The organism is Ohtaekwangia kribbensis (assembly GCF_042676245.1).
GTDB classification, from domain to species: domain Bacteria; phylum Bacteroidota; class Bacteroidia; order Cytophagales; family Cyclobacteriaceae; genus Ohtaekwangia; species Ohtaekwangia kribbensis.
Genome location: NZ_JBHTKA010000016.1, coordinates 150371 through 173994, shown reverse-complemented (window position 1 = coordinate 173994; position 23624 = coordinate 150371). Strand labels below are relative to the sequence as shown.

The 23624-nt window shown below is 44.2% G+C and carries 17 protein-coding genes; 3 read left to right on the top strand and 14 right to left on the bottom strand.

The window, feature by feature from the left end; all coding sequences use genetic code 11:
• Positions 1–6 precede the first annotated feature (6 nt).
• On the bottom strand, positions 7–3015 hold the full coding sequence (locus ACFQ21_RS29330) for a helix-turn-helix and ligand-binding sensor domain-containing protein (RefSeq protein WP_377586192.1): 3009 nt from the start codon (positions 3013–3015) through the stop codon (positions 7–9).
• A 249-nt stretch (positions 3016–3264) separates the two neighbouring features.
• On the opposite strand from ACFQ21_RS29330, the gene ACFQ21_RS29325 reads away from it, so the two are divergent.
• Positions 3265–6042: a carbohydrate-binding protein gene (locus tag ACFQ21_RS29325; protein WP_377586190.1), complete on the top strand. Its 2778-nt coding sequence runs from the start codon at positions 3265–3267 to the stop codon at positions 6040–6042.
• Between the two features lie 50 nt (positions 6043–6092).
• Here the strand turns inward: ACFQ21_RS29325 and ACFQ21_RS29320 are convergent, their stop codons facing one another.
• From ACFQ21_RS29320 to ACFQ21_RS29300, 5 genes are all read right to left on the bottom strand, one after another.
• Entirely contained in the window at positions 6093–6503 is a 411-nt protein-coding gene (locus ACFQ21_RS29320) for a DUF1987 domain-containing protein (protein WP_377586188.1), read from the bottom strand.
• A 61-nt stretch (positions 6504–6564) separates the two neighbouring features.
• Complete coding sequence (locus ACFQ21_RS29315) at positions 6565–7122, bottom strand: SiaB family protein kinase (protein WP_377586186.1); 558 nt, start codon at positions 7120–7122, stop codon at positions 6565–6567.
• Positions 7123–7157: 35 nt separating this feature from the next.
• Positions 7158–9728, bottom strand: a complete 2571-nt coding sequence (locus ACFQ21_RS29310; protein WP_377586184.1) for a tetratricopeptide repeat protein — start codon at positions 9726–9728, stop codon at positions 7158–7160.
• 6 nt (positions 9729–9734) lie between these two features.
• The gene (locus ACFQ21_RS29305; RefSeq protein WP_377586182.1) at positions 9735–11828 is read right to left on the bottom strand and encodes a TonB-dependent receptor plug domain-containing protein; all 2094 of its coding nucleotides are present in this window, start codon (positions 11826–11828) and stop codon (positions 9735–9737) included.
• Between the two features lie 13 nt (positions 11829–11841).
• Complete coding sequence (locus tag ACFQ21_RS29300; protein ID WP_377586180.1) at positions 11842–13182, bottom strand: fibronectin type III domain-containing protein; 1341 nt, start codon at positions 13180–13182, stop codon at positions 11842–11844.
• Between the two features lie 269 nt (positions 13183–13451).
• Between ACFQ21_RS29300 and ACFQ21_RS29295 the strand changes: the two genes are divergently transcribed.
• On the top strand, positions 13452–14120 hold the full coding sequence (locus ACFQ21_RS29295; protein WP_377586178.1) for an NUMOD4 domain-containing protein: 669 nt from the start codon (positions 13452–13454) through the stop codon (positions 14118–14120).
• 5 nt (positions 14121–14125) lie between these two features.
• Here the strand turns inward: ACFQ21_RS29295 and ACFQ21_RS29290 are convergent, their stop codons facing one another.
• The 3 genes from ACFQ21_RS29290 to ACFQ21_RS29280 all read right to left on the bottom strand — a co-directional run bounded on the left by ACFQ21_RS29290 (position 14126) and on the right by ACFQ21_RS29280 (position 16209).
• Entirely contained in the window at positions 14126–15136 is a 1011-nt protein-coding gene (locus tag ACFQ21_RS29290) for a PAS domain-containing protein (protein WP_377586176.1), read from the bottom strand.
• Positions 15133–15387: a hypothetical protein gene (locus ACFQ21_RS29285; RefSeq protein ID WP_377586174.1), complete on the bottom strand. Its 255-nt coding sequence runs from the start codon at positions 15385–15387 to the stop codon at positions 15133–15135. Before ACFQ21_RS29285 ends, ACFQ21_RS29290 begins: the two co-directional genes overlap by 4 nt.
• A 435-nt stretch (positions 15388–15822) precedes the next feature.
• A complete protein-coding gene (locus tag ACFQ21_RS29280; RefSeq protein WP_377586172.1) occupies positions 15823–16209 on the bottom strand; it encodes a winged helix-turn-helix transcriptional regulator in 387 nt (128 codons plus the stop codon).
• A gap of 370 nt (positions 16210–16579) precedes the next feature.
• Between ACFQ21_RS29280 and ACFQ21_RS29275 the strand changes: the two genes are divergently transcribed.
• Positions 16580–17149 (top strand): YceI family protein, encoded by a 570-nt coding sequence (locus ACFQ21_RS29275; protein ID WP_377586170.1) that lies wholly within the window; start codon positions 16580–16582, stop codon positions 17147–17149.
• Positions 17150–17257: 108 nt separating this feature from the next.
• On the opposite strand, the gene ACFQ21_RS29270 is transcribed toward ACFQ21_RS29275, so the two are convergent.
• The 5 genes from ACFQ21_RS29270 to ACFQ21_RS29250 form a co-directional block, all read right to left on the bottom strand.
• Positions 17258–18595 carry a HupE/UreJ family protein gene (locus tag ACFQ21_RS29270; protein WP_377586168.1) on the bottom strand — a complete coding sequence of 446 codons (1338 nt, stop codon included), beginning with the start codon at positions 18593–18595 and terminating at the stop codon, positions 17258–17260.
• A 2-nt stretch (positions 18596–18597) separates the two neighbouring features.
• A complete protein-coding gene (locus tag ACFQ21_RS29265; RefSeq protein ID WP_377586166.1) occupies positions 18598–20217 on the bottom strand; it encodes a DUF3500 domain-containing protein in 1620 nt (539 codons plus the stop codon).
• Positions 20218–20588: 371 nt separating this feature from the next.
• Complete coding sequence (locus tag ACFQ21_RS29260) at positions 20589–21641, bottom strand: WG repeat-containing protein (protein WP_377586164.1); 1053 nt, start codon at positions 21639–21641, stop codon at positions 20589–20591.
• A 134-nt stretch (positions 21642–21775) separates the two neighbouring features.
• Positions 21776–22957 (bottom strand): hypothetical protein, encoded by a 1182-nt coding sequence (locus ACFQ21_RS29255; RefSeq protein WP_377586162.1) that lies wholly within the window; start codon positions 22955–22957, stop codon positions 21776–21778.
• 118 nt (positions 22958–23075) lie between these two features.
• Entirely contained in the window at positions 23076–23546 is a 471-nt protein-coding gene (locus tag ACFQ21_RS29250) for a VOC family protein (protein WP_377586160.1), read from the bottom strand.
• Positions 23547–23624 lie beyond the last annotated feature (78 nt).

Here is a 23624-nt window from a genome sequence, read left to right as displayed (position 1 = left end):
ATTTGTTTACCGTATTTTGTTCAAAAGGTCGGATGAATCATCAGGAACGTCCGGAGACTTTTCGTTTGAGTCATAAAGTTTCTCCAGGAAAGCCGACATGTCCTGTTCGTGACTCATGCCTAACCGCTTGCGAAGACGGTATCGCGCAGTCTCCACTCCGCGCACCGAAATGTTCAGGATCGAAGCTATCTCCTTGTTCGTAAGATTCATCCGCACAAACGCGCAGAGCTGAAGTTCTTTTTGTGTGAGATCGGAAAAAGTTGATTTCAGCTGCGCGAAAAACTCGTGGTGTACGCGTTCAAAGTTTGCTTCAAACACCTGGATATGTTCTTCGTTCTGCAGGTTTGCATTGATCTTGCGAATCAAATCACGAACGATCTGTTTCGAAGCATCACTGCGCACCGTGTCTTTCAACGTCTTCAACTCATCGTGCATATCCGAAAGCAGTTCGCGTTTCTTTACCAGCAACATGGTATAGTTTGCAAGCTCCTTGCTTTTATGAATCACATCTTCCTCGAGCAGTGCCTTGTCTTTTATCATCTGCTCTTTTTCCTGCTTTAGTTTTATCTGCTGGATCTCGAGCTCCAATACTTTGCGTTTCTTCTCTTCTTCATCGCGGGTCTTCTGTTTTTCCAGGTTGATCTTCCGCTTTACCATGCTGGCTACCGTTACCACTATAAATGTGGCGAGCAAACTATATACTATATAGGCCCACACAGTTTGATACCATGCCGGTAAGATCTCGAAATAATATACCGCCTCGCGCGAACTCTCGCCCAGCAGGCTTCGCGCTTTGACATGAAACGCATAACGGCCCGAACGCAGGTAACTGAATTCTTTATAGGGAGTTTCCTGCCACTCCGACCAACCCAAATCTACTGCTTCCAATCTATAGCTATATTGTATATTCATCTGATCCTGAAAATCAGGTGCAGCAAAATCAAAACGTATGCTGCTGGTCTGGTTGGAAAGCTGTAGCCGTGGCGTTGCGCTGCTTAGCTCACCCAACACTTCTTCCTGGCTTTCAAGCGCACTCACTTTCGTGATCAGCATGTTGGCCGATGCCTTCTCCGTTGAATTATAGGAAAGATCGAAGGCATATAAACCGGTGATCGTACCCATTAACACATTTTTATTGCTAAGCGGCACAATGCATTCCATACTTTGATTGAATGTACCTTTCAGATTCAGGAAGAGTCCTTTTTCAAGAACCGGTTCTGCATCGTTGGTTAAAAAATATCCGGCTTCATCATCGTGTACAAACCAGGTCTTGTCGCCATGCTGCAGCAGCTTGCGCACGTTATGCTCCGTGCCAAACAGCGTTGTCAATAATTCGTGCGGCTCAAAGCGATTCGCATTCGCGTTAAAAGTAAATATACCCTTGTTGGTGGTGAACACTGTTTCGCCTTTCCAGCGGAATACATTGATATTAAACGGTGATGGCAGCCCGTTCTGATCTTTGAAGTGTTCGAGACTTACAGTACGTGTCAGGCTTTCATCTACCTTGATGCGGAATACACCTTTATACCCGTGACACACCCAGAATATACCGGGCTCGTTACTTTGTAATATATCACGGCTCGATTCGCGGAAACCTTCTATGCGATGCTGCAACACAAAGCCGTTTGATTTATCGTAATGCAACAGGTATATACCTTCGTAAGTACATACCAGAAAGTCATCGGGTCGGCCATTTACTTCAATGATCTTCCAGATACCGGTAATGCCGGGAATTTTCTGAATGCCTTTGCCCGTAAGTATAAATATACCTCGATCGTGACTGCATATTACTGTTCCCTTGAAATACTGCAGTGACCACGCTTGTCCTTCCAGCCCTTCTATCTTTTTAAAACTGGTGCGCGAGTAATTATCACCGTTCGCGTTGTTGGAAACAAATACACCCTGGTTCGTTGCCAGGTACAACGTTTTGCCTACGGGCAGAACATCGAAGATGGCAGCATTGTCGAATACCATGCTAACGGGCGAGGATACATCGATGCAATCAAGACCATTGTTGAGCAGTGCCCATATATTTCCTTCGCGACTCTCAAAGAGATTCAGCACTGTATTATCCTGCAAATTCTGAAAGGCTTCACTGGTGGTAACATGTTCGCCCGATTCATTCAGCAACATAATTTTTGTACTCAACGTGCCGAGGTAATACGTACCTTGTTTCGATTTGATCGCGCAGATAATAAGGTTGCTCGAATTTTCGGGTATAAGTCGTTTCCTGAATGTTGCTGTTCTCTTTTCAGGGTCAATGGCATATGCACTTCCTTTCTTGGTGATTAATAACAATCCTTCCTTTTTCAATCCCGGTAATAAACCCACTATCTCTTCCGAGTTTATTTCGCGTTGATGGATGAGATCGGTAAACTCGAGCGATTGTAAATCAACCTGTTTGATCCATTCTTTGTCCAATACATATAGTTGATCGTTGATCACATTGCAATAGCGGAATGACTCGGATGAAGGCAACGTAATCGCTTTGTTGTTGGCGATCGCGATGAGCATGCGCGTGCTGCGAAAGACTATATATCCCTGCACTTCATAGATCTGCCAGATGTTCTCCAGGTTTCTGTCCTCCGGTCTCAACAGTTCCAGCAGCGATTCATAATAATATTTACCATAGCTATCACGCTTGATCGTGCCGAGCTCGTTAAATCCCCCGGCATATATTTCTCCTTTTTTACTGGTACGAAGACTGCGCACCGATGAGTTGTTGGGCAATGTAACTTTTTGCCAGCGCTCACCATCATAGATTAATACACCATCGTTGTTGCCGAAGTATAAAACGCCCTGCGCATCCTGACACATAGCCCAGAACTGTGGATCGGAGTTAAATTCTTTTTTCGTGTAGTGGATAATGCGGGGCATGCCGTGCACTTCGGCTAGCCCGGCCGTTGTGTTTTGCTGCGCGTTGCTTTTTAAGGATGCGCCCACCACCGCCATGACAGCAAGCACGAAAAATTTGATGACTGAATTTGATGAAGCCAGGGAGTTGGATGCAGCCATGAGGTATGTACAAGATCTGCCGATAAGACTAAAAACAAAAGCAACACCCTGTGCCCCGTGCCGGTTTGTTTCACAGAAAGCAAAACGCTGATTATCAACCATTCTGCTATTTATGAAGTATTGAAGACGTAGGCTAAAAATTGCCCTGATGTATTTTAGATGTATGCGCATTGAAAATTTAAGCCATCATAACCAATATACTTGAATTCCGAAAACGATTGTACATAAACTACAAAACAACGCTCCGATATGATTGGATTTTTACACGGAAAACTCTGGCAAGCAGCTTTTATTTTTGCAGCGGCGATCTTCGCTACGGGCATGGCTCATGCGCAATACCTGCACACGCAAGGCAAACAAATTGTTGACAAGAATGGCCAGGAGGTGATCTTGCGCGGCATGGGACTTGGCGGCTGGATGTTGCAGGAAGGTTACATGCTTGAAACAAACAGCTTCGCGAATCCGCAGCACCAGATACGTGCAAAAATTCAAGACCTTATCGGTGAAGCCAACACTAACCAGTTTTACGAAGCATGGCTCGCTAATCATTGCACCGAACGGGATATAGATTCACTTGCTTCGTGGGGATTCAACTCGGTGCGTTTACCCATGCACTACAATCTCTTTACTCTGCCGATTGAAAAAGAACCGGTTGCCGGACAAAACACCTGGCTCGACAAAGGATTTACCATGGTGGACAATCTGCTGCAGTGGTGTGCTAAAAATAAAATATACCTGATACTCGATCTGCACGCTGCACCGGGCGGACAAGGACATGATGCTGCTATATCTGACTATGATACTACGAAACCTTCCCTGTGGGAAAGTGAAGCCAACAAGCAAAAGACCATTGCCCTGTGGCGCAAACTTGCTGAACGCTATGCAAACGAACCGTGGATTGGTGGTTATGACCTGATCAATGAACCTAACTGGAATTTTACTCCGGGTGCCAACCAGAACGGTTGTGGTGAAAGTAACAATACTCCACTGCGCCAGCTATATATGGCGATTACTACGGCTATACGCGAAGTGGACAAGAACCACATCATTTTCATTGAAGGTAACTGCTGGGGTAATAATTATACTGCTATATTTCCAAAGTGGGATAACAACATGGCTGCGAGTTTCCACAAGTACTGGAATAACAACGACCAGAGCGCGGTTCAATTTATAGTTGACATTCGCGAGCAGCAAACTTTACCGGTATGGCTCGGTGAATCGGGCGAGAACTCGAACACGTGGTTTACCAATGCAATCAGTCTGGTTGAGACCAATAAGATCGGCTGGGCCTGGTGGCCAATGAAGAAAGTAAATTCGATTGTGAATCCACTCACGGTTGTCAAAAACAACGACTATAACACGTTACTGAATTACTGGAAGAGTGGTGGCGCTAAGCCTACCGTTGACTTTGCCAAAAATGCTTTAATGCAGCTTACCGAAAATTTGAAGATCGGTAACAATATATATCGCAAAGATGTGATCGATGCGATGTTCCGCCAGGTAAAAAGTAAAACAGCTATACCGTTTGCCACCAACAAGGTACCCGGTATAATTCATGCTACCGATTTTGATCTCGGCAGAAACGGTGTGGCATACTCGGATGTTGATACCGCAAATTACCAGGTAACCACCGGAAGCTATAAAGCGTGGAACAGTGGTTTCAGCTATCGCAACGATGGTGTAGATATACAACCTTCTTCCGATACGGATGCATCCGCCAACGGCTATAATATAGGCTGGACACAGGATGGTGAATGGATGCAGTATACGATCAAAGTTGATTCAAGTGCTGCCTATAACATTACGCTTCGCTATGCTAACCTGGATAACACCGGTAAAATAAAATTCAAACTGGATGGCGCTGCGATTACCGAAACGATACCCCTTGCATCAACCGGAGGTTATCAAACGTGGGGTAATCAAACCATCAGCAATGTTGTACTCTACAAGGGTACACATACCTTCCGCTTTTACTTTGAAAAAGGCGGAGCCAACATCGGCTATATGAAATTCGCACTGAGTAAAAAGATCAGTGAAGTGTCATTTCAGGCAACGGCTGCTGAGACCGCTGGCAATGGCAAAGTGCTCTATATAACTGCAAACAAAGAAACTGATGCAACGACTGTAACAAGTATAACAGGCTTTAGTGTAAAAGTAGATGGTGTGGATTCTCCTGTCACGAGTGTACAACCGGATGCTTCAAATGCCAATCGCATCATCGTTACGCTGAACCAGGATATATTTGATAACAATGTTATTACCATCAGCTATAACGCTGATGTAGTAAAGGCTACAGACGGTACGTTGCTCCAGGATTTTTCAAACCTTGCTGTCAAGAATAATCTTCCCTTTCATTTTGTTATACCAGCTAAAATAGAAGCCGAAGCATTTGTTACGAACCAGGGACTTGCCGTAGAAAACACATCGGATACGGATGGCGGACAAAATGTAGGACACACGCATGTTGGCGATTATCTGGAGTATCGTATTCGTGTACCGGTAGATGGAACGTATCCGTTCGAAGCGCGTATAGCGTGTAACAGTCAGGCAGGCAGACTCGAGTTTCAGCAACTCTCTGCAACGGGAAGCTTACTGAACAGTGTAGTGATTGATATACCGGTAACTAACGGATGGCAAAACTGGAAAACCGTGACTGGAAAATTGAAACTGAATCAAGGATCAGGAAAGCTGCGCGTACGCGTTGTACAACCTGAGTTTAACATGAACTGGTTTCGCTTTTTGAGCGCAGATATTATCAGTGGTACGGAGAAAAAAAGACAAGGCTCACTAAAAGTATATCCGAATCCAGCCGAGAAAAATCTGCATGTAGAATTACCAGACCTGGCGTATAGCCCTGATAATACTTTGTCTGTACGTACCCTGCAGGGTATACTGGTAAAAAATTCGAAACCGCTTACACATGATAAAGTTCAGCATGTTTCGGTAGATGATTTGCCGGCAGGCCTGTATATCATTGAACTTGCGCTGAAAGATGAACTTTACAGCAACAAGTTTATTGTAAAGTAATATATACCGAAAAGTAAAAGCGATCATGCCTGGCAGCATGATCGCTTTTTTTATTTCTCTCCGCTCTCCTCGAGTTCATATTCAATCATATTGATCTCCAGGCCACATTCATCTCTGAAATCTTCACCTTCCATCAATATCTCGTCATCATCCGGATTGGGATAGTACCAGTTAACCGTTACCTCGGTACCGCTGTGATGCAGATCGCGCAATACGCGCAACATCTCCAGCAAAGCACGCGAAGAACTGGTGTTAAAATAATTGAATTTCAGATCGAGCACTATATTCTTCCCGCCCGCCTTCACATATTCCCAAAACCACACCGAAATTTTCTTATAGAACTCGTATGGTTCTTCCAGGTATGACTCGCCTGAAATGCTGCATTTGCCCGTAGCTGCATTTAGATTAACAGAGGGAGAGAAATATATATCCCTTGACCCTGCTATTATAAAATCTTCCATAGTATTCATCTGTTTGCTCAGCGTAAAATCCCTCATTTTAAAACATGTATTGCAAGCTGTCTTAACCCTCCTTGAAGATGCTTACAGAAATAGTAAAGAAAGAACGTTCATCGTCTATCTGCCTGGCATCAATATCGAGTGGTGCATCAGACTTTAATGCCACTTGTATCAACCCTATATTTCCGCCTTTATGATCAGGATCCAGTTCGGCACTGCGATACCTGCGTTTCATCTCGCGTAGACTCTCACGGTCCAGCGTGTTGATCTCATCACATTTTTTCCGGATCTGTTCCAGTACATCGTTCTTTACCATGTTGCCGGAAGTAAGTACATACGCTGTAGGCGTTTCATATACCACCAGTGTACCTACGCCCCACTTCCCTACACTTTCAAGGCGATTCTTTTCATACGAGTAGAGTGATATATTCTGTGCGAGTTCCATAAAAACTGCGAACAGCCGCTTGCCGGCCTTCGGAGAATCGAATGCCTTCATGCGGATCTTGTTCCCGATCTCGGCAAGGATCACATCATCGAATGGCCCTTTGTAGTAAACAATTATATCCTGATCGTTCATGGTACTATACAGATCTATTAAACCTTTATTCTTCCTCTCTTCCATGCGCTATAATTACCTGCTTGATTCAACTGTTTTTATTAAAGTTTTACTCCTATTACTGTTATGTCGTCACGTTGCTCGGCACCTTGCTGGTGGCTTGCCAATGTATTTTCAAAATTGCTGCGCTGTACCTCGATGGGTTGCTGATATATTTCTTCGATCAGACTCTTCAAACGTTTCTTATTGAAGCGTACGCGGTCAGGACTATTCTGATCGATAAACCCGTCTGTAGTAAAATATAGTATATCTCCTTTTTCCAGTACCAGTTCTTTTGTGGAGAAGTCGCGTACGTCACCGGCATTAGCTCCGCCGATCGATTTACGGTCGCCATCCAGTTCAAGCAGCTCGCCCTTGCGCATAACAAACAGTGTTTGCTTGGCAGCTGCGAACATCAACCGGAATGAACCATCTTCGTGTTGATCAAGTGAACATATACCGATGTCCATACCATCGTGATTCTGACTTTCTACCTGGCTGAGCTTATGCCGTATACCTTCATGCAGTTGATTGAGTATTTGTGCCGGCTCGGTAACATGCTTTTCATTAACAAGCTCATTCAGTGTATTACTACCCACGATCGACATGAACGCCCCCGGAACACCGTGCCCGGTACAATCCACTATGGCCAGTATTCTTCGCTTATCTTTCTGCGCTGCCCAGTAAAAATCTCCGGAGACTATATCTTTCGGCAGATACAGAATGAAGTGTTCGGGAAACAGTTTGTTCATCATGCTGTCAGCCGGAAGCACGGAGCGTTGAATGCGCTCGGCATAGCGAATGCTGTGCGTGATTTTCTGGTGCTGTATTTCGAGCTGATCGTTCTGTTCACTAAGTATATCCTGTGCCGCACGAAGCTCTTCCATATTCTGAAGCAAAGCTTCGTTCTTTTCTTTTATCTCGGTTTGCTGTTGTTGCAACAGGCGGTTTGCCTTTCGTTTTTGAATAAGACTAACTGCAATAATACCGATCACCAATACAAAGAGTCCGGATATCCAGTAACTGTTTTTAAGCTGCTCGTCTTTTAATTTTTTATCTGACTCAAGAAGCTGGATCGTTTTCTTCTGCTTTTCCTCCTCGAGCATTTTCTGTTTCAGCTTCTGTTCCTGCAGCTCCTTTGCTTTTGCAAGCATGTCGAGTTCGCGATTGCGTTTCTCTGCTTCGAGTTGTTGCTGCGCCAGTGTCAATGCTTGTTCCGTACGCTCTTTTTCGAGTTGCTGATTTTTATATTCAATTGCCTTTAGCTCCTGATCGCGTTTGAGAATGGCGAGCTCTTTGGCTTTCAGTTTGATCTCGTTTTCCTGTAACTTCAGTTGGTTTTCCTTGCGCTCCGATTCCAGTGCTTCACGTTCCTGGTCGGCCAGCAGTGTGCGGATCTCTTCTTCGTTCTTCTCAATGAGCAACTGGCGTTGCAGCATCTTCTCCTTGCGTTCTTTCGCTTCTTTGGAAAGTTTATCCTTCAGTGCTTTATGCTTTTCAAGATATACCTGAGCCTTGGCCGGGTTGTTGTCTTTATCGTGTATAAGACTTAGAATTTTATAGCTTGTAACCAGCACTTCTTCTGCATGGTTTGCTTCACCGAGTTTTATAGCTTCATTCACAGCCTTGAGCGCGCGCGATGTATTGCCACTTACATAGTAATTAGACGCAATGTAATTGTCGACATTGGCAATTTCAGTCTCATTCTTTTGGTGTTCGCGTATTTTCAGCGCGATGGTATAACTCTCTTTAGCCCGGGTATACTGCTTCAAGTTCGTGTATGCTACACCAACGTTGGTATAGAGTATAGCTTTGTCGCTCTCACTTAAATTTTTAGGTTGCTCGTTTACCAGCTCAACTACTTTTGTAAAATACTCTGATGAAGTTTTAAGATCATCGTTTCGTTTACTGATAAAACCAAGGTTGTTATGGGCTGATGAAAGTCCACCGAGGTCATTTCTCTTTCCGTAAATCGATGCAAGCTCCGTGTTGTATCGCTGTGCCAGACGGTATTGGCGGGTCACCTCACAAAGTGACGAGAGTTCTTTGTAGGTCTCTATCACCTTGTCGGTATTCTTCTGTTCGAGGTATATATTGAGTAATCTGGTTTTATACTGGATGGCCTGCTGATAGTTTTCAAGCTGAATATAGGAATGCGCTATATCTTCCAGCAGCAACTCATTCATTTTCGAATTACGGTCATCAGACTTCTTCAGTGCCTGTTCAAAGTATTTTATAGCTTGTGTATAGGCTTGCTGCTGCTGGTATAGTATACCAATGGCGGTATACGTGTTAATCATTCGATTATCCTGCTTCAGTAACTCAAAGGCCTTCAGTGCCGACAGGTATGCTTTCAGTGACTCGCTATAGTCTTTCTTTTTTGCATACGCTTCACCCAGTAATTGATTACTGCGCGCCTCCCCTGCCAGGTAGAAATTCTTTTTTGATACGGTTAATCCTTCGCGGGCAGACTGTATGGATTTGTCTGTTTCGTTAGACTTTAATAACGTTGCCGCCCGTGCTATAAATTCATTGGCTTTAATGGTATCAACCGGCTGATGCTCCTGTGCATAGCCGTTGGCAACAACGCTCAGCACAAGACAAACTAAAATGAATCGTTTAACTTTACTCATCTGCCGTTAAAAATTAAGATTAACACCTACCAGGTATAGCGCCTGTACATTATCTGCGAAAATGTATTCCTTATCACTGCTGTTCAGAAAATTGCGGGCATTGACGAAGACCAAATTCTCCTGCCAGAATTTATAAGACACTTTTACATTGGGAATAACACGTGCCCGTAACGACTCTCCTCCTCGTGTAGAGGTATACATATCGTGGTTTCCATACGCGTACACACTCGCTGAAACAGTAAGCTTTTCAACCAGGGTTCTGAACGTACCGGTAGCGCCTAGTATGTATTGTGGTGTATATAATTTGTTACTGCCGGCAGTATCGTATGCATTGCTGGTATGCTGAAGCGTACCGAAGGCACGTAGTTTAAGCTTCCCGGAAAGACTCGCGGTGACTGACGCTGTAATACCCTGTCGCTTCAAAGGAGTTGTGGTATTAACACGTTTCAGTATCATGGCACCATCCGCATCCATTGATGACTCCTGGCGCACTATATTTTTATCGGTGATTCTGAAATAATCTGCGCTTACCAGAATTTTGTCCGTAGCCTGTATGCGGGTACCCGCCTCTATATTTTGAGCTGTTGTTATGTTGAGTGATGGGTTCGCTGCGTTGCGTACGGTTAACCCCGTCTGCGTGATATAGGTACTTTCATCAAACACATCACGTACCGGGTTGCTCACATATCCCTGCGAAAAAGCAGCCCGCAACAGTACGCGATCAAGGGGTGTATAGGCAACCGCAGCCTGGTAACTCATGATCGACTGATCATTGACGTTGAAAAAATCTTTGCGGATACCTCCGTCCAATGTCAACTTCTCTTCCAACAGGTTTGCTCCGCCTTTCAGGAAGAAACCATAGTTAGCAATATTCCGGTTGCCATTGATAATAGCCGGATACTGGCTATCGGTAGATTTATAGGCACCATCATCAAACGCGCCTTGCTGGTAGCTTGCCCCCGGCATAATGTGAACGCCTTTCAGATGGAAGGTATAGTATATACGTGCGTTTACTCTGGTGACATCAAATTTATAACCAGGATAACCTACAGCCATATTCTGATCGCCCAAAACATACGATGCTTGTACATTCAGATTATATACGCGTGCATTCAGATTGGCAAAGTTTAGTGTCGATGCCCTACGCGTTAGTGCCAGTTCTTCAAAGCCACCATATATAGTTTGTGCCTCCGAGTTTTGATGCGAGAGTGAAAGGTTTACTTCTGCATGTTCATTGGGTACATAGCGCATGGATGCGTTCATCCCGTAGTCTTGTCGTGCAAGGCTTCCGTACAGGTTGGTTTGTGCAGCTGATGACTGATAGAACAAAAGTGAATCGCCTGGAATATAGCGTCCTTGACTGAACACATAATACGGATCTTCAAAACGTCTGGTGTTATTATAGTTCCCGGATATTCTTACCAAAAGTTTATCACGTACACCAAAACCTATTGATGCCTGGCTGATGGCTGCCTTCGCGCCTGGGGCAAAGCTATATTGTGATGTACCTTGTACACTGATCTTATTTCCTTCCTGCGCTTTGGTTATTATATTGATAACACCGGCAGCAGCATCGCGGCCAAAAAGTATATTGGAAGGACTGCGCACAATTTCAATACGCTCTACATCACCGAGGTTTACCGGCAATGTTTCCCATAATATACCGCCATCAAAGTAATTATTCATCGGCATGTTGTCGATCATAACCAATACCATTTTGCTGCGGACATCGTTCAGATTACTTCCTTGCGGGTCGGCTTCGGTACCGTACATATATACTTCGTACAGCCCGTTAACGCTTTGCTGTACAAACAACCCCGGGGCCAGGCGCAACGCTTCCGGAATGGTTAATGCTCCGGCATTTTCAATTTCTTCACGCGTTAATACAGTAGCTGAATAAGGTGTTTTATTGACATCCTCTTCTTTACCCGAAGCGCCCTGTATCTTTACGGTGGCATCGCCTTCGTATTTCAGGTTGAGTATATCCTGATCAACCGAGAATTTATAGAGCGAACCGGAAGCATCCTTATCATCCGCAGTCTGAGCAGACGCTACACTGGAAATGAACAGAAAGCCGATTAGTAAATAGGTATTATGCATATATACTTTCTGTTTAGAAATCACATCCTGTAAATTCGTAAGTAACTTTATAGTAGCCTTTCCGTGCCACAGCTACATCGCAACTGTTTCGTTCGTATACAAAAACTTCCTCTTCTTCATATTCGCCGGTGAAATTTCCATGCGCGTAAATTGCGTTATTAATTCTGTTGTAGGGCCTCAGATCAAAACCGGAAAAGGCATCCGCGATAAAAGGGCGTAAGGTTTCGGCAATTAACATTTTGGGGTTAAATGTATATTCGTACCGGAACTCACCGGTTTGATCGCCATTCTCATTGGTAACTGTTAGCACATTACCATATTGATCGATCGTGTAGTCCTGATGCAACATCAGGCTGGTACGCTCAAGGTCACGATGAACTCTTAAACCGATCAGCTGCCCCAAATCATTATAGAGATAGTCTCTCACCCATGCCAGTTCATCAGAGCCGTCATATGTGTACAACGATGTCCACTGCCCCGTTGAATTGTATTCATATACATTTTTCTGATATACAGCGCCATCGTACCATGCATTTACCGAATCAACTTTACCATCAGCGCGGTATGCGACCTTCCATGTAGTTTCATCGCCATAATAGTTGGTTTTGATAGTAGTCAGCGTGTTGCCATCGTATTCAAATTCATCCCAGAAGTCGCTGGAGAAAATAAGTTTTGAAACCTTACACGATGGCATAATGCATGGCTTCACTTCGATTACATTGGAATAACCGGAAGTTTTCTCCAGGCGTTTTGCCTTCACGCGGTAGTAATGTGTATCGCGATAGTCAAGACCTTCCACATCAAGAGAAGTGCCTACTACTTCTACACTGTTGTAGTCCGGAAGTATAGTATTGAACTCAGGATCAGCTGCTACTTCGAGGAGATAACTTGCAGCATCTTCAACAGCTGCCCAGTTTGCCGTGAATTGAAATACCTTGACACCTGTAGCGGGCAACGCAACTGGTGATGTTAATGCTGCGGTTGTTACCTGTATAGTATTGGAGTTATCGGAAAAGGTATTGTCTCGTTTCGCACGAACCCGGTAGTAGTAGGTTACTTCTGCCACAAGGCCTGTTACCTGCAACGTAACACCTGTTGTTTCATGCGATTGATAGTTGGGTACAATACTGGAAAACTGCGGGTCGGTGGCAACGTCTACGACATAGACCGAACTGCCGAGTACAGGTTTCCAGGTTGCGCTAAAACTTGTAGACTGTACGTCCATTGCTTCGAGTGCTATGGGGACCGGCTTGATAAAATTTGTTTCCTGTAATTCGCAGCCTGCAACCAAAACATACACCAGCGGCATGATGATATAGCGGCAATATCTGAAAACAGATGCGTTTTTGTTCATGGGGTAATTCACTCTCCTGCTTATCGTTGATCTTATACCTTTGTAATAAAGAAGTTCTATACAATCGCTGACTCTGCTAACGAACAAAACGAAGGGTTACTAAGTATACATTTAGCAGCGCCACATAGCAAGTCGTTTCCGGTTTCAAAATTACAATCCTTTAAGAATGAAGCCTCTAAAAAGATTACACATGGCAGCCTCCGTAAGATTACAGAGGTATACTTCCGTAATGGTTGTTCCCTGATAAGATTGTTACTAACATTACAGATATGAAGCGAGTGAAATACCCCTATCTGAACAAAGAACTCAAGAGTATAAAAGGTGAACGATGGCGCGATATACCCGGATTTGAAGGTCTTTATAAAGCTTCGAACATGGGACGGGTTAAATCGCTTGATAGAACTATACCCCATCCACGATTAAAAGAACAATTTGTTGCCGGCAGAATTCTGAGTCAGTCTGTAGCGCAGAACCGAAATATAAAAACAGGCGAACCAATGATTGATCTTCGCGTATCATTATCCCGCGAAGGGCACCAATATTATTTTAACACACGCAGAGTTATCTATAGCGCGTTTATTGAAGATATAGATTACGAAAAGGATGGCCTGTATGTGATCAACAAAGATGGCGATGGCTATAACAACTCTGTAAAGAATCTCAAGCTGGTAACAAAAAGTGAAAAGAGTCTGAGGGTATTCAAGCGCGATCGTGTTGACTCGTATTTAAAAATTGCTGATCGCTCGAAGTGGACAAATTACGGAGGCCATAGCAGGCGCAAGCCTGTAAAACAATATACCCGAAAAGGCAAACTGCTGGCGCGTTACGAAAGCATCAGTGAAGCCTCGCGAAAAACCGGTTGTGGTGAGAAAGAAATTATACTGGTGGCGCGCGGCATTCACCATCACACCAAAGGATTCAAATGGAAATATGCGTGAATGTTTTAGATAGAGTTTGCGCGAATCACGGTGTCGCGAATAACATCATCCAGCTTCAATGCGGTGTCTTCCAACATGGCTACGATCTTCCGGTTATCGTCTGAGAGTGATGACTTTTCCAGGATATTGAGGAGTCCTAATATAGTAGCAACAGGTTGGCGGGTCTGGTGCGATTGCATCCACGAAATCTGCTGCAATATTTCTGTCTGCATTTCAATTTGTATTTCGTGGCGCTTGCGTTCGGTTATATCGACAATACGAAGCGCTACACCTATCAATACACCGTTGTCATATACGGGGGTATATTCAGATCGTATCCACGATGACATCATGCTGGGGTAGTATATCTCGCGCTCGCTAACAACGGTCTGCTTCGTACCAACAGCTTTGTTATAGTTTTCATGAAAGGTAAGCAAGGCCATTTCATCGTTGCCCGATTCTGTATAGGCTAATATACTATCACCAAGTTTCAGTTCACGTCCGTGCATACTCTGGCTTCCCTCCTGCGCTTTCTTGTTAAAGAAGATAATTCTGAACTGTGGATCTACGAGAAAGATATAGGATTGTGTACTGTCAAATATAGCCTGCAGTACCTGGCGCGATTGTTCGAGTTGCACATGCATGGATTTAATTTCTCCTATATACTCCGTTACCTCCTGCTCCAGTTCCCTGCGCTTGGTACGCACAAATTCAAGAAGATCGTTCCTGAACACAAGCCCTTCGAACTGCTCGCCCTGGTATACTGATAATACTTCTTCCTGTTCTGCCTGCATGATCTGCAACGCTTCGTCTACACTACAAGGCATGGTTATGGATGGCTTCTCGGCAAGACAGTCTATTACAAGATTACGCGGACGCTGCAAAACATCGAGTGGTGTAAGTATGCCGAGGTAATGATGCTCATCGTCTTGCACCACCAATGCAGTATGCTCTATGAGGTGATCTTTTATTGCTATGACGTGCTCATAGGCTCCGATCGTTTGAAAGTCTCGTCTGACAAAGAAGGAAATGTTCATCCGAGTTTCTGTTCAATGGTGCTATAGTAGCTAATGCTGATATTTACTTTGATAAGTTCACGATCGGACACATCGGACAATGTATTGTCATGGCAATGGTCTTTTGTTTTATAACACGCAGTAGTAAGCTGTGCAACAGACCAGAGTATATCTGTTGTTCCGGAGATCTGAATGTCCCGGGAAAGAAGCAACTTAATTTTTTCGAATGAACGATTGACAGAGTATTGAAGCTCTTTGCCTTTACTCATCATGCTTAAAGCGTATAGACCAGGCTGCAAATATACACCTATAAAAAGTAATCTAATAACCTGTTGGTGGGTAAGTGACTCCGTTGCGACCTGCTGAGAACGTTTACATGACGGCTGCTATATAGCCATTACAGGTATAGCATGTGAAGACCGTGGACCGTGTAGTTTTTACGGCTATACGCAACCTACTGCATGTCAGTACAGTTCATGATATACTACAAATGCACTAGATTTTTAACAACGTGATTCAACTTCAAATGCGTTGCTACATATATCAACGAGATAAAAGATGCATTTTTTTTCAAATGACTTTAAAAAATAAGCATTGATTTTCTTCGCGATCGTTTTCGAAATATACTCTTCGGCCGTGCTTCCGATTGCTTCTAACAGATGCTGACAACGCGAAGCTTTATCGCGGAGTTAGTTGGGATGTTGTAATCAGGATACAAGTTGCTTGCGGGCAGCAAACTTCTTACGCGACTTGGTGATGGTATCGTAGTTCTTGACAGCCCACTGTGCCAGGCCATTGATGTACGGTAAAAGACTTTTGCCAAGCTCGGTGAGTTCGTACTCCACGCGTGGCGGAATTTCAGGATAGTGCTTTCGTACCACCATTCCATCGGCTTCGAGTGTGCGAAGCGTAACCGTCAGCATCTTCTGCGATATATCGCCTATCGTTTGTGCTACTTCATTGAAACGCATGGCCGTTTTATGTTCACCAAGCAACAGGATTACCAGAATAGACCATTTGTCGCCAAAGCGATCCAGTACGTTCCGAATCGGGCAACTGGCGTGCAGATCATAATCTTCCAACTTTTTTTTCATGTCTAACACATTGATTTTCAACTATAGTTTCCTTTTAGTAAGTAAGTGACTGCGAGGTACGTTCTTGCACGGCAATTCAGTATACATTTACCTTTGAGTATCCAAAAGTAACTAAATACCTTATGGATTGCAACTCCCCCAAATAGGGACAGCATGGAACCAAAACAACAGTTAGATGATTTATAGTATCGGCAAAGAATTTGCATGTCACGCACACTATGAAGTGATGATGAACCGTTGCAACGACTAAACCTCGGTAAAAGTCAACACCTTTGAAAGAATATTAGAAGACTGTATATTCCAATTAACTTGCACACTTATTAACAATACAAACAAAAAACACAATTTCACTAAAAATTAAATTATCAAAATGAAAAAGCTTACATTATCCTTCATCGCTTTTGCTTTTGCAGTATCAGCATTTGCGCAGTCATGGTCATTAGACAAAGCACATTCTAAACTTGGTTTCGGTGTAACGCACTTGATGATCTCTACTGTAGAAGGTTCTTTCAAATCATTCGATGCAAAGATCACTTCTTCAAAAGAAGATTTCTCTGATGCCGTTATCGAACTGACTGCTGAAGTAAACAGTATCAACACTGACAACGAACAACGTGACGGTCACCTGAAAGGTGCTGACTTCTTCGATGCTGAAAAATTCCCTACCATTACTTTCAAGAGCACATCGTTCAAGAAAAAAGGTAAGAACACCTATACACTTGTTGGTAACCTGACATTGCACGGTGTAACGAAGCCTGTAACACTGGAAGCTACTTTCACCGGTACAGCTGTACACCCTTACACGAAGAAAACGATCGGTGCTTTCAAAGTTACCGGTACTATCAAGCGTTCTGACTTTGGTGTAGGTGCTGGTACTCCTTCTGCAGTAGTAAGCGATGAAGTTACGATCACTGCCAACACTGAATTTGCTAAAGACTAATTACGGATAACGTATTAAGTTCTATGATGAATAGCGCTGCTGAATCTAAGATTTAGCAGCGCTATTCTGTTTTAGGTCAGATGCCATACCGATGTGTTTCATGGTTCGCTATTTCTGTACAGATATATTCCCTTTCTGTTTGTCAAACCAATAGCATGCGATCGAAACGCATGCGAGTGCTACAATAATCCAGGCGTTATAGGTTGCCATTTGTTCAATGGTCTGCGTAAGTAAATTGCTTTGCTGCAGGAAACGTTCTGTCATCCAACCCAGTGCGGCTATGGCTGCCAGTACTGCTCCCGCCATGCGTATACCTTTGTAAAATATAGTTTTGCTTAACAGGATCAGCCACGGTATAGTAACAGCTATTACAAACAGTTGCATGAATTCTATACCCATGTTAAAGCCCAGTATACTTAACATCATGGGCGTTGTGGTTAACTCCAGATTTTCAAGTGTGCCGGCAAAGGCAAGGCCATGAATCAAGCCGAAGCCTGCTGCTATATAGGCCTCACGTCCGGGGAAGATAGGTCGCCACGCGTGAATCGCTGACACTAAAATTGAAAACGCGATCAATATCTCCACAGGTTGGGAAGGTAAACGCAGCCATCCCAACGCACCGGCCAGTAGTGTAACCGAGTGGCCTATGGTAAATGCAGTAACAACATGAAACAATCGCATCAATGTATATCGCGTACCACCCAATGCATTCCATTTACCACGCTGTGCCAGCAACGGAGCGGATAACAAAAGTACCAATACAAAAAGTAAATGATCAGTGCCTTCTGCTATATGATGTATACCCAGCTTTACCATACTGGTGAATCCGGTCCAGTAACTGCCATGGGTCTGAGCGATCTTTAATGGCGGAATAGTATTGCTGCGAACATCTAGTCGTATAACACCCGCTTCTACCGGAAGTTGTTCGGTAAATATACCTCCCTCCCAATCCTGCCGGATGGATACTAAGGCTATATGTGTTACCAACTGATGAATGATAACATCATAGTTTAACGTAAAGACTCTGCTGCTCACACCTGCCGGGGGCTGAAGCCACAGGTTTACCGAAAGTTCCTGGTACGGGCCACTCGCACTCTCTTCTACCGGAGTAACTTTCATACCGCGTATGGTAACAGACCATGCGCGATTGTCGTCACTCACTGCTCGCACGTGTGCCAGAATATAGGTGCTGAGTTCTGTACCTAGTCGCTCCACCAGGGTTGAGGCATCGTGATTAACATCTTTTCCGAAGGCAAGCTGAAGCTCACTGAGCGGTAACTGTAGTTCGGCCGCCACACCATCGGGTTGCAGGTTGAGCAGCACCATCGAGTTGGGCATCGGATGAGCAAATGCCTGGCCGGATACAATGACCAGGACAAGCATCAGCAGGTAGCCAAACCGTTGCGTGACCATGTTCACGCAACGGAAGGATATAAAGCATTTCATGATCAGAACGTGAAACTGTTTCCGTAGTCACGGGTATGATCGCGGTATATAGCGTGATAATGTATCTCGGTATATACTACACCATTCTGGCATACAAATTCAATCCATACACTCGGTCCGTCAATACGCACGTAGTCAGCATGGTTTGCCAATGTAGCGTTACCGGAGTAGGCTATATAGGTCTGGTCGAGCTCACTTTCGTAAGTAGCCAGCAAAGATGTACCGGTGGCATCGTCTACATCTTGCAACCACGGTTTCATAGCAGCCAGGACCAGTGCTTTCTGATCTGTAGTTAATGTACTTACGGCAAGACCAACTTTGGTTGACGGGAATTTTCCATCGGAGCCAGGACCTAATACTACATCGCTAAATGTAGATGATAATTTAGCACTTGATAATTGTGTTGTTGTCAATCCGGCCAGCATCGCTGCCATAGCCGCCTGTTCCGATTTCAGCGGAGCGTATGTCGTGCTGTTCGATGTCCACGACTTCGGTTCTATACCTTGATGTGAAGGTGAAGCACCAATTACCTGGCCCCCGCTATAGGTAATATTCTGTGCATAGTGATGTCCGCCAAACTGCAACATCCATGTACCGGTTGTGCTGGGGGCTCCGAGAAATGCAATGATATAGTTTCCGGATGAATAGCTGTTGGAGTTACCACTCTTGGTACCCAGTACATCATCGGCCGCATTGATCTGCGAGAACTCGCTATAGCCTTCATCTGTCGTAGTTCCGGCTGCAGCCGCGATCACGGCTTTAGCAGCTGCTAATTGTGTTGCTGTAAGCGTGCTGAATGCTAAACCATTTCTGCAACTTACACCACACGGTAAATTAGACCAGCGTATAGCGTACTCTTTTGTAAAGCTGATCTGTAACGTAGCGATCTGCGAAGAAGTAAGTGTTGCCTTGAAAGCTTCTGCCAGGCACACAATCTTTTCAATTTGTGTTGTAGCAGAACTGCAATCGGCAGTGGTTGCAGTTGTTACTGTAAAATCATCGGTTGATGTTGCTGTTGTACTGCTCGTATTTACCGACACTGTAATTTTACCGGTAGTAGCTCCGGTAGGTACAGTTACCGTAAGTTGTGTTGCCGTTGCAGCGGTTACTGTAGCAGCTGTACCATTAAAGGCAACTGTGTTATTGGCTAATGTAGTACTGAAATTTGTACCGGTAATGGTTACGGTAGTACTCTCCGTTCCGCTGGTTGGTGTAAAGCTTGCAATAGTCGGTGCGCTGGTAGATGCTGTTGTAACCGTAAAGTCGCTGGCAGATGTAGCGCTCACACTATTTACTGTTACTACAATTTTACCGGTAGTGGCACCGGTGGGTACAGTAACGGTAAGCTGCGTAGCTGTTGCTGCTGTAACCGTTGCTGCTATACCGTTAAACGTAACGGTGTTGGCAGAAGCCGTTGTGCTAAAATTTGTTCCGGTAATAATTACCGTTGTACCCACTACTCCACTGGTTGGTGTAAAGCTCGTAATGGCAGGCGATACTGTGCCCGCACTATCGTCATCATCATCGTTGCAGGCTGATACTATGCACAGGCACATCAGTACAGCTGCGACACTCATCAGGACTGCGATTCGCGTTCGCATCGTTTTTTCAATCAATCTCATGTCGTTAACATTTATAAGGTTATGGTTTTAGTGGATCGTTAAACACGATCTGGCTGTTATACCTCCTTAACGACACGGGTAATCGGAATCTTGAAGGCGAGGGCGAGCTTAGCGATAAACACTCGGATTCACGCGAAGAATCTCCCGCATGCAACAGCTTCGCAAAGTTGTCATCAACTTTTGCGCAACGCGTCACAGAGATATACTATAGCGAATAAATCTTCAATATATACTCCTACCCAAAGCGGTATGCATATCTTTAAGCCGATGCACTACCGAGACAAAGCACTATATTTCTGTTACAACCGACTGCATAAAAAAAGCCATTCAGCATAGCAGCTGAATGGCTTTTTTTAAAGGAAAAATCTTCTTTACTTGATCAGTTCCATGTCTTTAATGGCTTCGAAGGTTGGTTCGATCACCCACTTGCCTTCGGTGTTGATCATACCCCATTTATCATTTTTCTTCGCTGCCGCATAGCCGTTTTTAAAATCGCGCGATCCTTCAAACTGAGGTTCGATTGCCCACTCACCTTTGCTGTTGAAGAAACCGATCTTGGCGTTCTTGCGTCCTTGTGCAAGACCGTTGGAGAAATCACCATAGAGATCAGTATCTTTTACATACAGTACACTGCCAGTCTTTGAAACATACCCCCACTGATCGCCCTGCTTGATGCGAGCCAAACCGCTCTTGGCATCAAACTCTTTTGCTACATCAAATTGTGGTTTGATAATCCACTCACCTGCCGGGTTGATATAGCCTACTTTTTTATCCAGCGTCTTTGCCCAGGCAAGTCCATTCTTGAAATAACCTACACTTTCAAACTGTGCCGGTATTGCTACCTTTCCGTTTGTACCTATAAATCCAAACTTCTTGTCGGCTGCGCGGAAGGGTGCAAGGTTTTCTGAAAACGCCTTGATATCAACCACATCACCGGCCACCGGAGTTTCTTCTCCTTTTGTATTCAGCACAACATAGGTTGAACCTTTTTTTACAGAAGCGTGACCACTGCTGAATGCCGTGGGCTCATCATACATAGCGAGTATAGCAAGCTTGCCGCTCGTGTTCATATAGCCCCATTTCTCGCCAACCTTCACCGGTACAAGTCCATCCTCAAATCCTTTCAGATCAATTCCGAAACCATCGATCAGTTTAAAACCGCTAACTTCTGTTTGCAGCTTCTCTCCTTTCGGATTGATAAAATAATATTGTCTGTTTTTGGTATCGTATATGGGAGCGTAACCATCGGCAGAAAATTCATAGCACTTTTCAAATTGAGGCTGGATGATTACCTCACCTTTCGAGTTAATGTAGCCCCACTTTTTGTTGCTCGACTTAACCTGCGTTACATACTGTTGCGCCATTGCACTCGATCCGATCAGAAGGATCGCCAAGACAAAACCAAATACCTTTTTCCTGTTCATGATTATTAGGGTTATAGAGTTACTTTTTTTAATCGTTCTCCTCACAAAACAAGAGAACGACCGATTACGGATTGAATATACGGATGATCGCGTAATAAGTTTACAAAGATCACTCCGTTTTGGATTACCACATCTCATTGCGAATTTCCAGAAACATGGAATGTCTTGAAACGACCTATGCCATAGGCAACGCCACCGCCTGCAAGCAACACAATGCCCGGCTGCATGGGAATGTAAAAGCGATTGTCCCAATCCACTGTAGAAATTCCGATGAGACAGCAATTCAGAATTACAACAGCCATTGTAAAAAAGCGAACAGAACTCTTTGGCGTGTTGCGCCACCCGATGTAGTACAAGGTATACATAAGCGCCAGCCAGATCAGTATGTAAACATTGTGAAGTGTTGAATAATACGGACGTATACCCGTCATTAAATAATATACTTTGAGACAAGCAGCTTTTACAAAGTGTGCCGGATTGTTGATGACAAATGCTACAATCTTCCATACCGATGGTTCCTGCCCGGTGAGAACTATACCGGCTGTATCGAGTCGCATTTCACTGCGATATAGTGTGCCACCTTCAATCACATCCATATAGGTAACGATGTTGCCTCTGCGATATTGGTCTGTAAAATCCCATCGCGTAAACATCTGGTCGGCCGACCAGTATGCGAGTATCAGCAGACATGGTATACCGATCATCATCACTCTATAGTTTCTGCGTATATCATGCCGGTAGTAGTGCAACAAAAACGCGAGTGTGCCGACAATGATCACGACACCCGTAGGCCGTGTAAAAAAATTGATGATGAGCAACGTGATGATCCACGCATAATCTTTCGCAGAACCACGGAAGCATGTTAACCTATAAAGTATAAAACAAATAACACTGCACGCGAGCGACTCCGTCATGGTGGTTGTGTTCCACTGTATCGTATCCCACCCTGACAAAAAGATTACTCCGGTGGCCAGTCCCGCCAATGTGTTGTTAAATAGTTTCGAACCTGCCCGGTATAGAGCTATCGCAGCAAGTACTGAAACTATACTTTGGAAAAAAAGAAAGGGAACCAGTTGCCCGGGAAAGAGCCATCGGAAAAGTGCAATGAGACCAACCGGCACTGCGTAAAAAATATCCTGTGAATCCTCCATACTTCCATGAATCAGCAGGTAATCCGCACGCCTTACATAGCTGGCGGCATCATGCAGATTACGCAAACCATATTGATGAACGAGCAGTATATGAATGCCAAGCCAGAGCAATACCAATATTGCCAGGTGATATACCGGGATGCTATATTTTCGCTGATCGTGCACGCAGTAATAATCAAGGAACTAAAATTCCTGACTGACAAATAACAGAAAGGCGTTCACTTTACCAAACAAAGAATAATTACAACAAGAACAGAATATATAGTTACAGAATTACAGTGTATCAATCCTTCGCATCGTTGATCTCGATCCAGTAACCATCCGGATCCTGCAACCAGAGTTGCTTTACACCATCAACGCGCGTGGTAATGGCAAGCTTGGCACCATCGCGATCTTCCCAGGGAATATTATTTTTCTTTAACATCGCAGCAAAGGCATCCACCGATGCTACACTAAAACAAGTATGCTGATTCTTGTAGTACTCCTTTTTCTCAGTAGCACCTTGTATAATATGCATCGCTACTCCGGGAGCAATTCTGAACCACGCATGCATGCCATCGTGAAACGGCTCCGGAATTGTATCAAGACCAACAATGTTGTGATAGAATGATGCGCTTGTCTTTACATCCTTTACATAGATTGCAGTGTGATTGAGCACGGCTTTCGCCTTGGTTGGTTTTGATTGAGCCATACCATTACTCATACTAAAAAACATGGCCAGCACGAGTATCCCTGGCAAAACACTTTGCTTCATAAGATTTTTTTTGAAAGGATATAATACACAAGATGAATCAACATTCTGTATAATCAAATTTTTCCGTTTATAAAGGGA

Bases quoted from the DNA above. Each gene is read 5' to 3' on its own strand.
- ACFQ21_RS29330 (WP_377586192.1), bottom strand. From the start codon at position 3,015: ATGGCTGCATCCAACTCCCTGGCTTCATCAAATTCAGTCATCAAATTT.
- ACFQ21_RS29325 (WP_377586190.1), top strand. From the start codon at position 3,265: ATGATTGGATTTTTACACGGAAAACTCTGGCAAGCAGCTTTTATTTTT.
- ACFQ21_RS29320 (WP_377586188.1), bottom strand. From the start codon at position 6,503: ATGGAAGATTTTATAATAGCAGGGTCAAGGGATATATATTTCTCTCCC.
- ACFQ21_RS29315 (WP_377586186.1), bottom strand. From the start codon at position 7,122: ATGGAAGAGAGGAAGAATAAAGGTTTAATAGATCTGTATAGTACCATG.
- ACFQ21_RS29310 (WP_377586184.1), bottom strand. From the start codon at position 9,728: ATGAGTAAAGTTAAACGATTCATTTTAGTTTGTCTTGTGCTGAGCGTT.
- ACFQ21_RS29305 (WP_377586182.1), bottom strand. From the start codon at position 11,828: ATGCATAATACCTATTTACTAATCGGCTTTCTGTTCATTTCCAGTGTA.
- ACFQ21_RS29300 (WP_377586180.1), bottom strand. From the start codon at position 13,182: ATGAACAAAAACGCATCTGTTTTCAGATATTGCCGCTATATCATCATG.
- ACFQ21_RS29295 (WP_377586178.1), top strand. From the start codon at position 13,452: ATGAAGCGAGTGAAATACCCCTATCTGAACAAAGAACTCAAGAGTATA.
- ACFQ21_RS29290 (WP_377586176.1), bottom strand. From the start codon at position 15,136: ATGAACATTTCCTTCTTTGTCAGACGAGACTTTCAAACGATCGGAGCC.
- ACFQ21_RS29285 (WP_377586174.1), bottom strand. From the start codon at position 15,387: ATGATGAGTAAAGGCAAAGAGCTTCAATACTCTGTCAATCGTTCATTC.
- ACFQ21_RS29280 (WP_377586172.1), bottom strand. From the start codon at position 16,209: ATGAAAAAAAAGTTGGAAGATTATGATCTGCACGCCAGTTGCCCGATT.
- ACFQ21_RS29275 (WP_377586170.1), top strand. From the start codon at position 16,580: ATGAAAAAGCTTACATTATCCTTCATCGCTTTTGCTTTTGCAGTATCA.
- ACFQ21_RS29270 (WP_377586168.1), bottom strand. From the start codon at position 18,595: ATGAAATGCTTTATATCCTTCCGTTGCGTGAACATGGTCACGCAACGG.
- ACFQ21_RS29265 (WP_377586166.1), bottom strand. From the start codon at position 20,217: ATGAGATTGATTGAAAAAACGATGCGAACGCGAATCGCAGTCCTGATG.
- ACFQ21_RS29260 (WP_377586164.1), bottom strand. From the start codon at position 21,641: ATGAACAGGAAAAAGGTATTTGGTTTTGTCTTGGCGATCCTTCTGATC.
- ACFQ21_RS29250 (WP_377586160.1), bottom strand. From the start codon at position 23,546: ATGAAGCAAAGTGTTTTGCCAGGGATACTCGTGCTGGCCATGTTTTTT.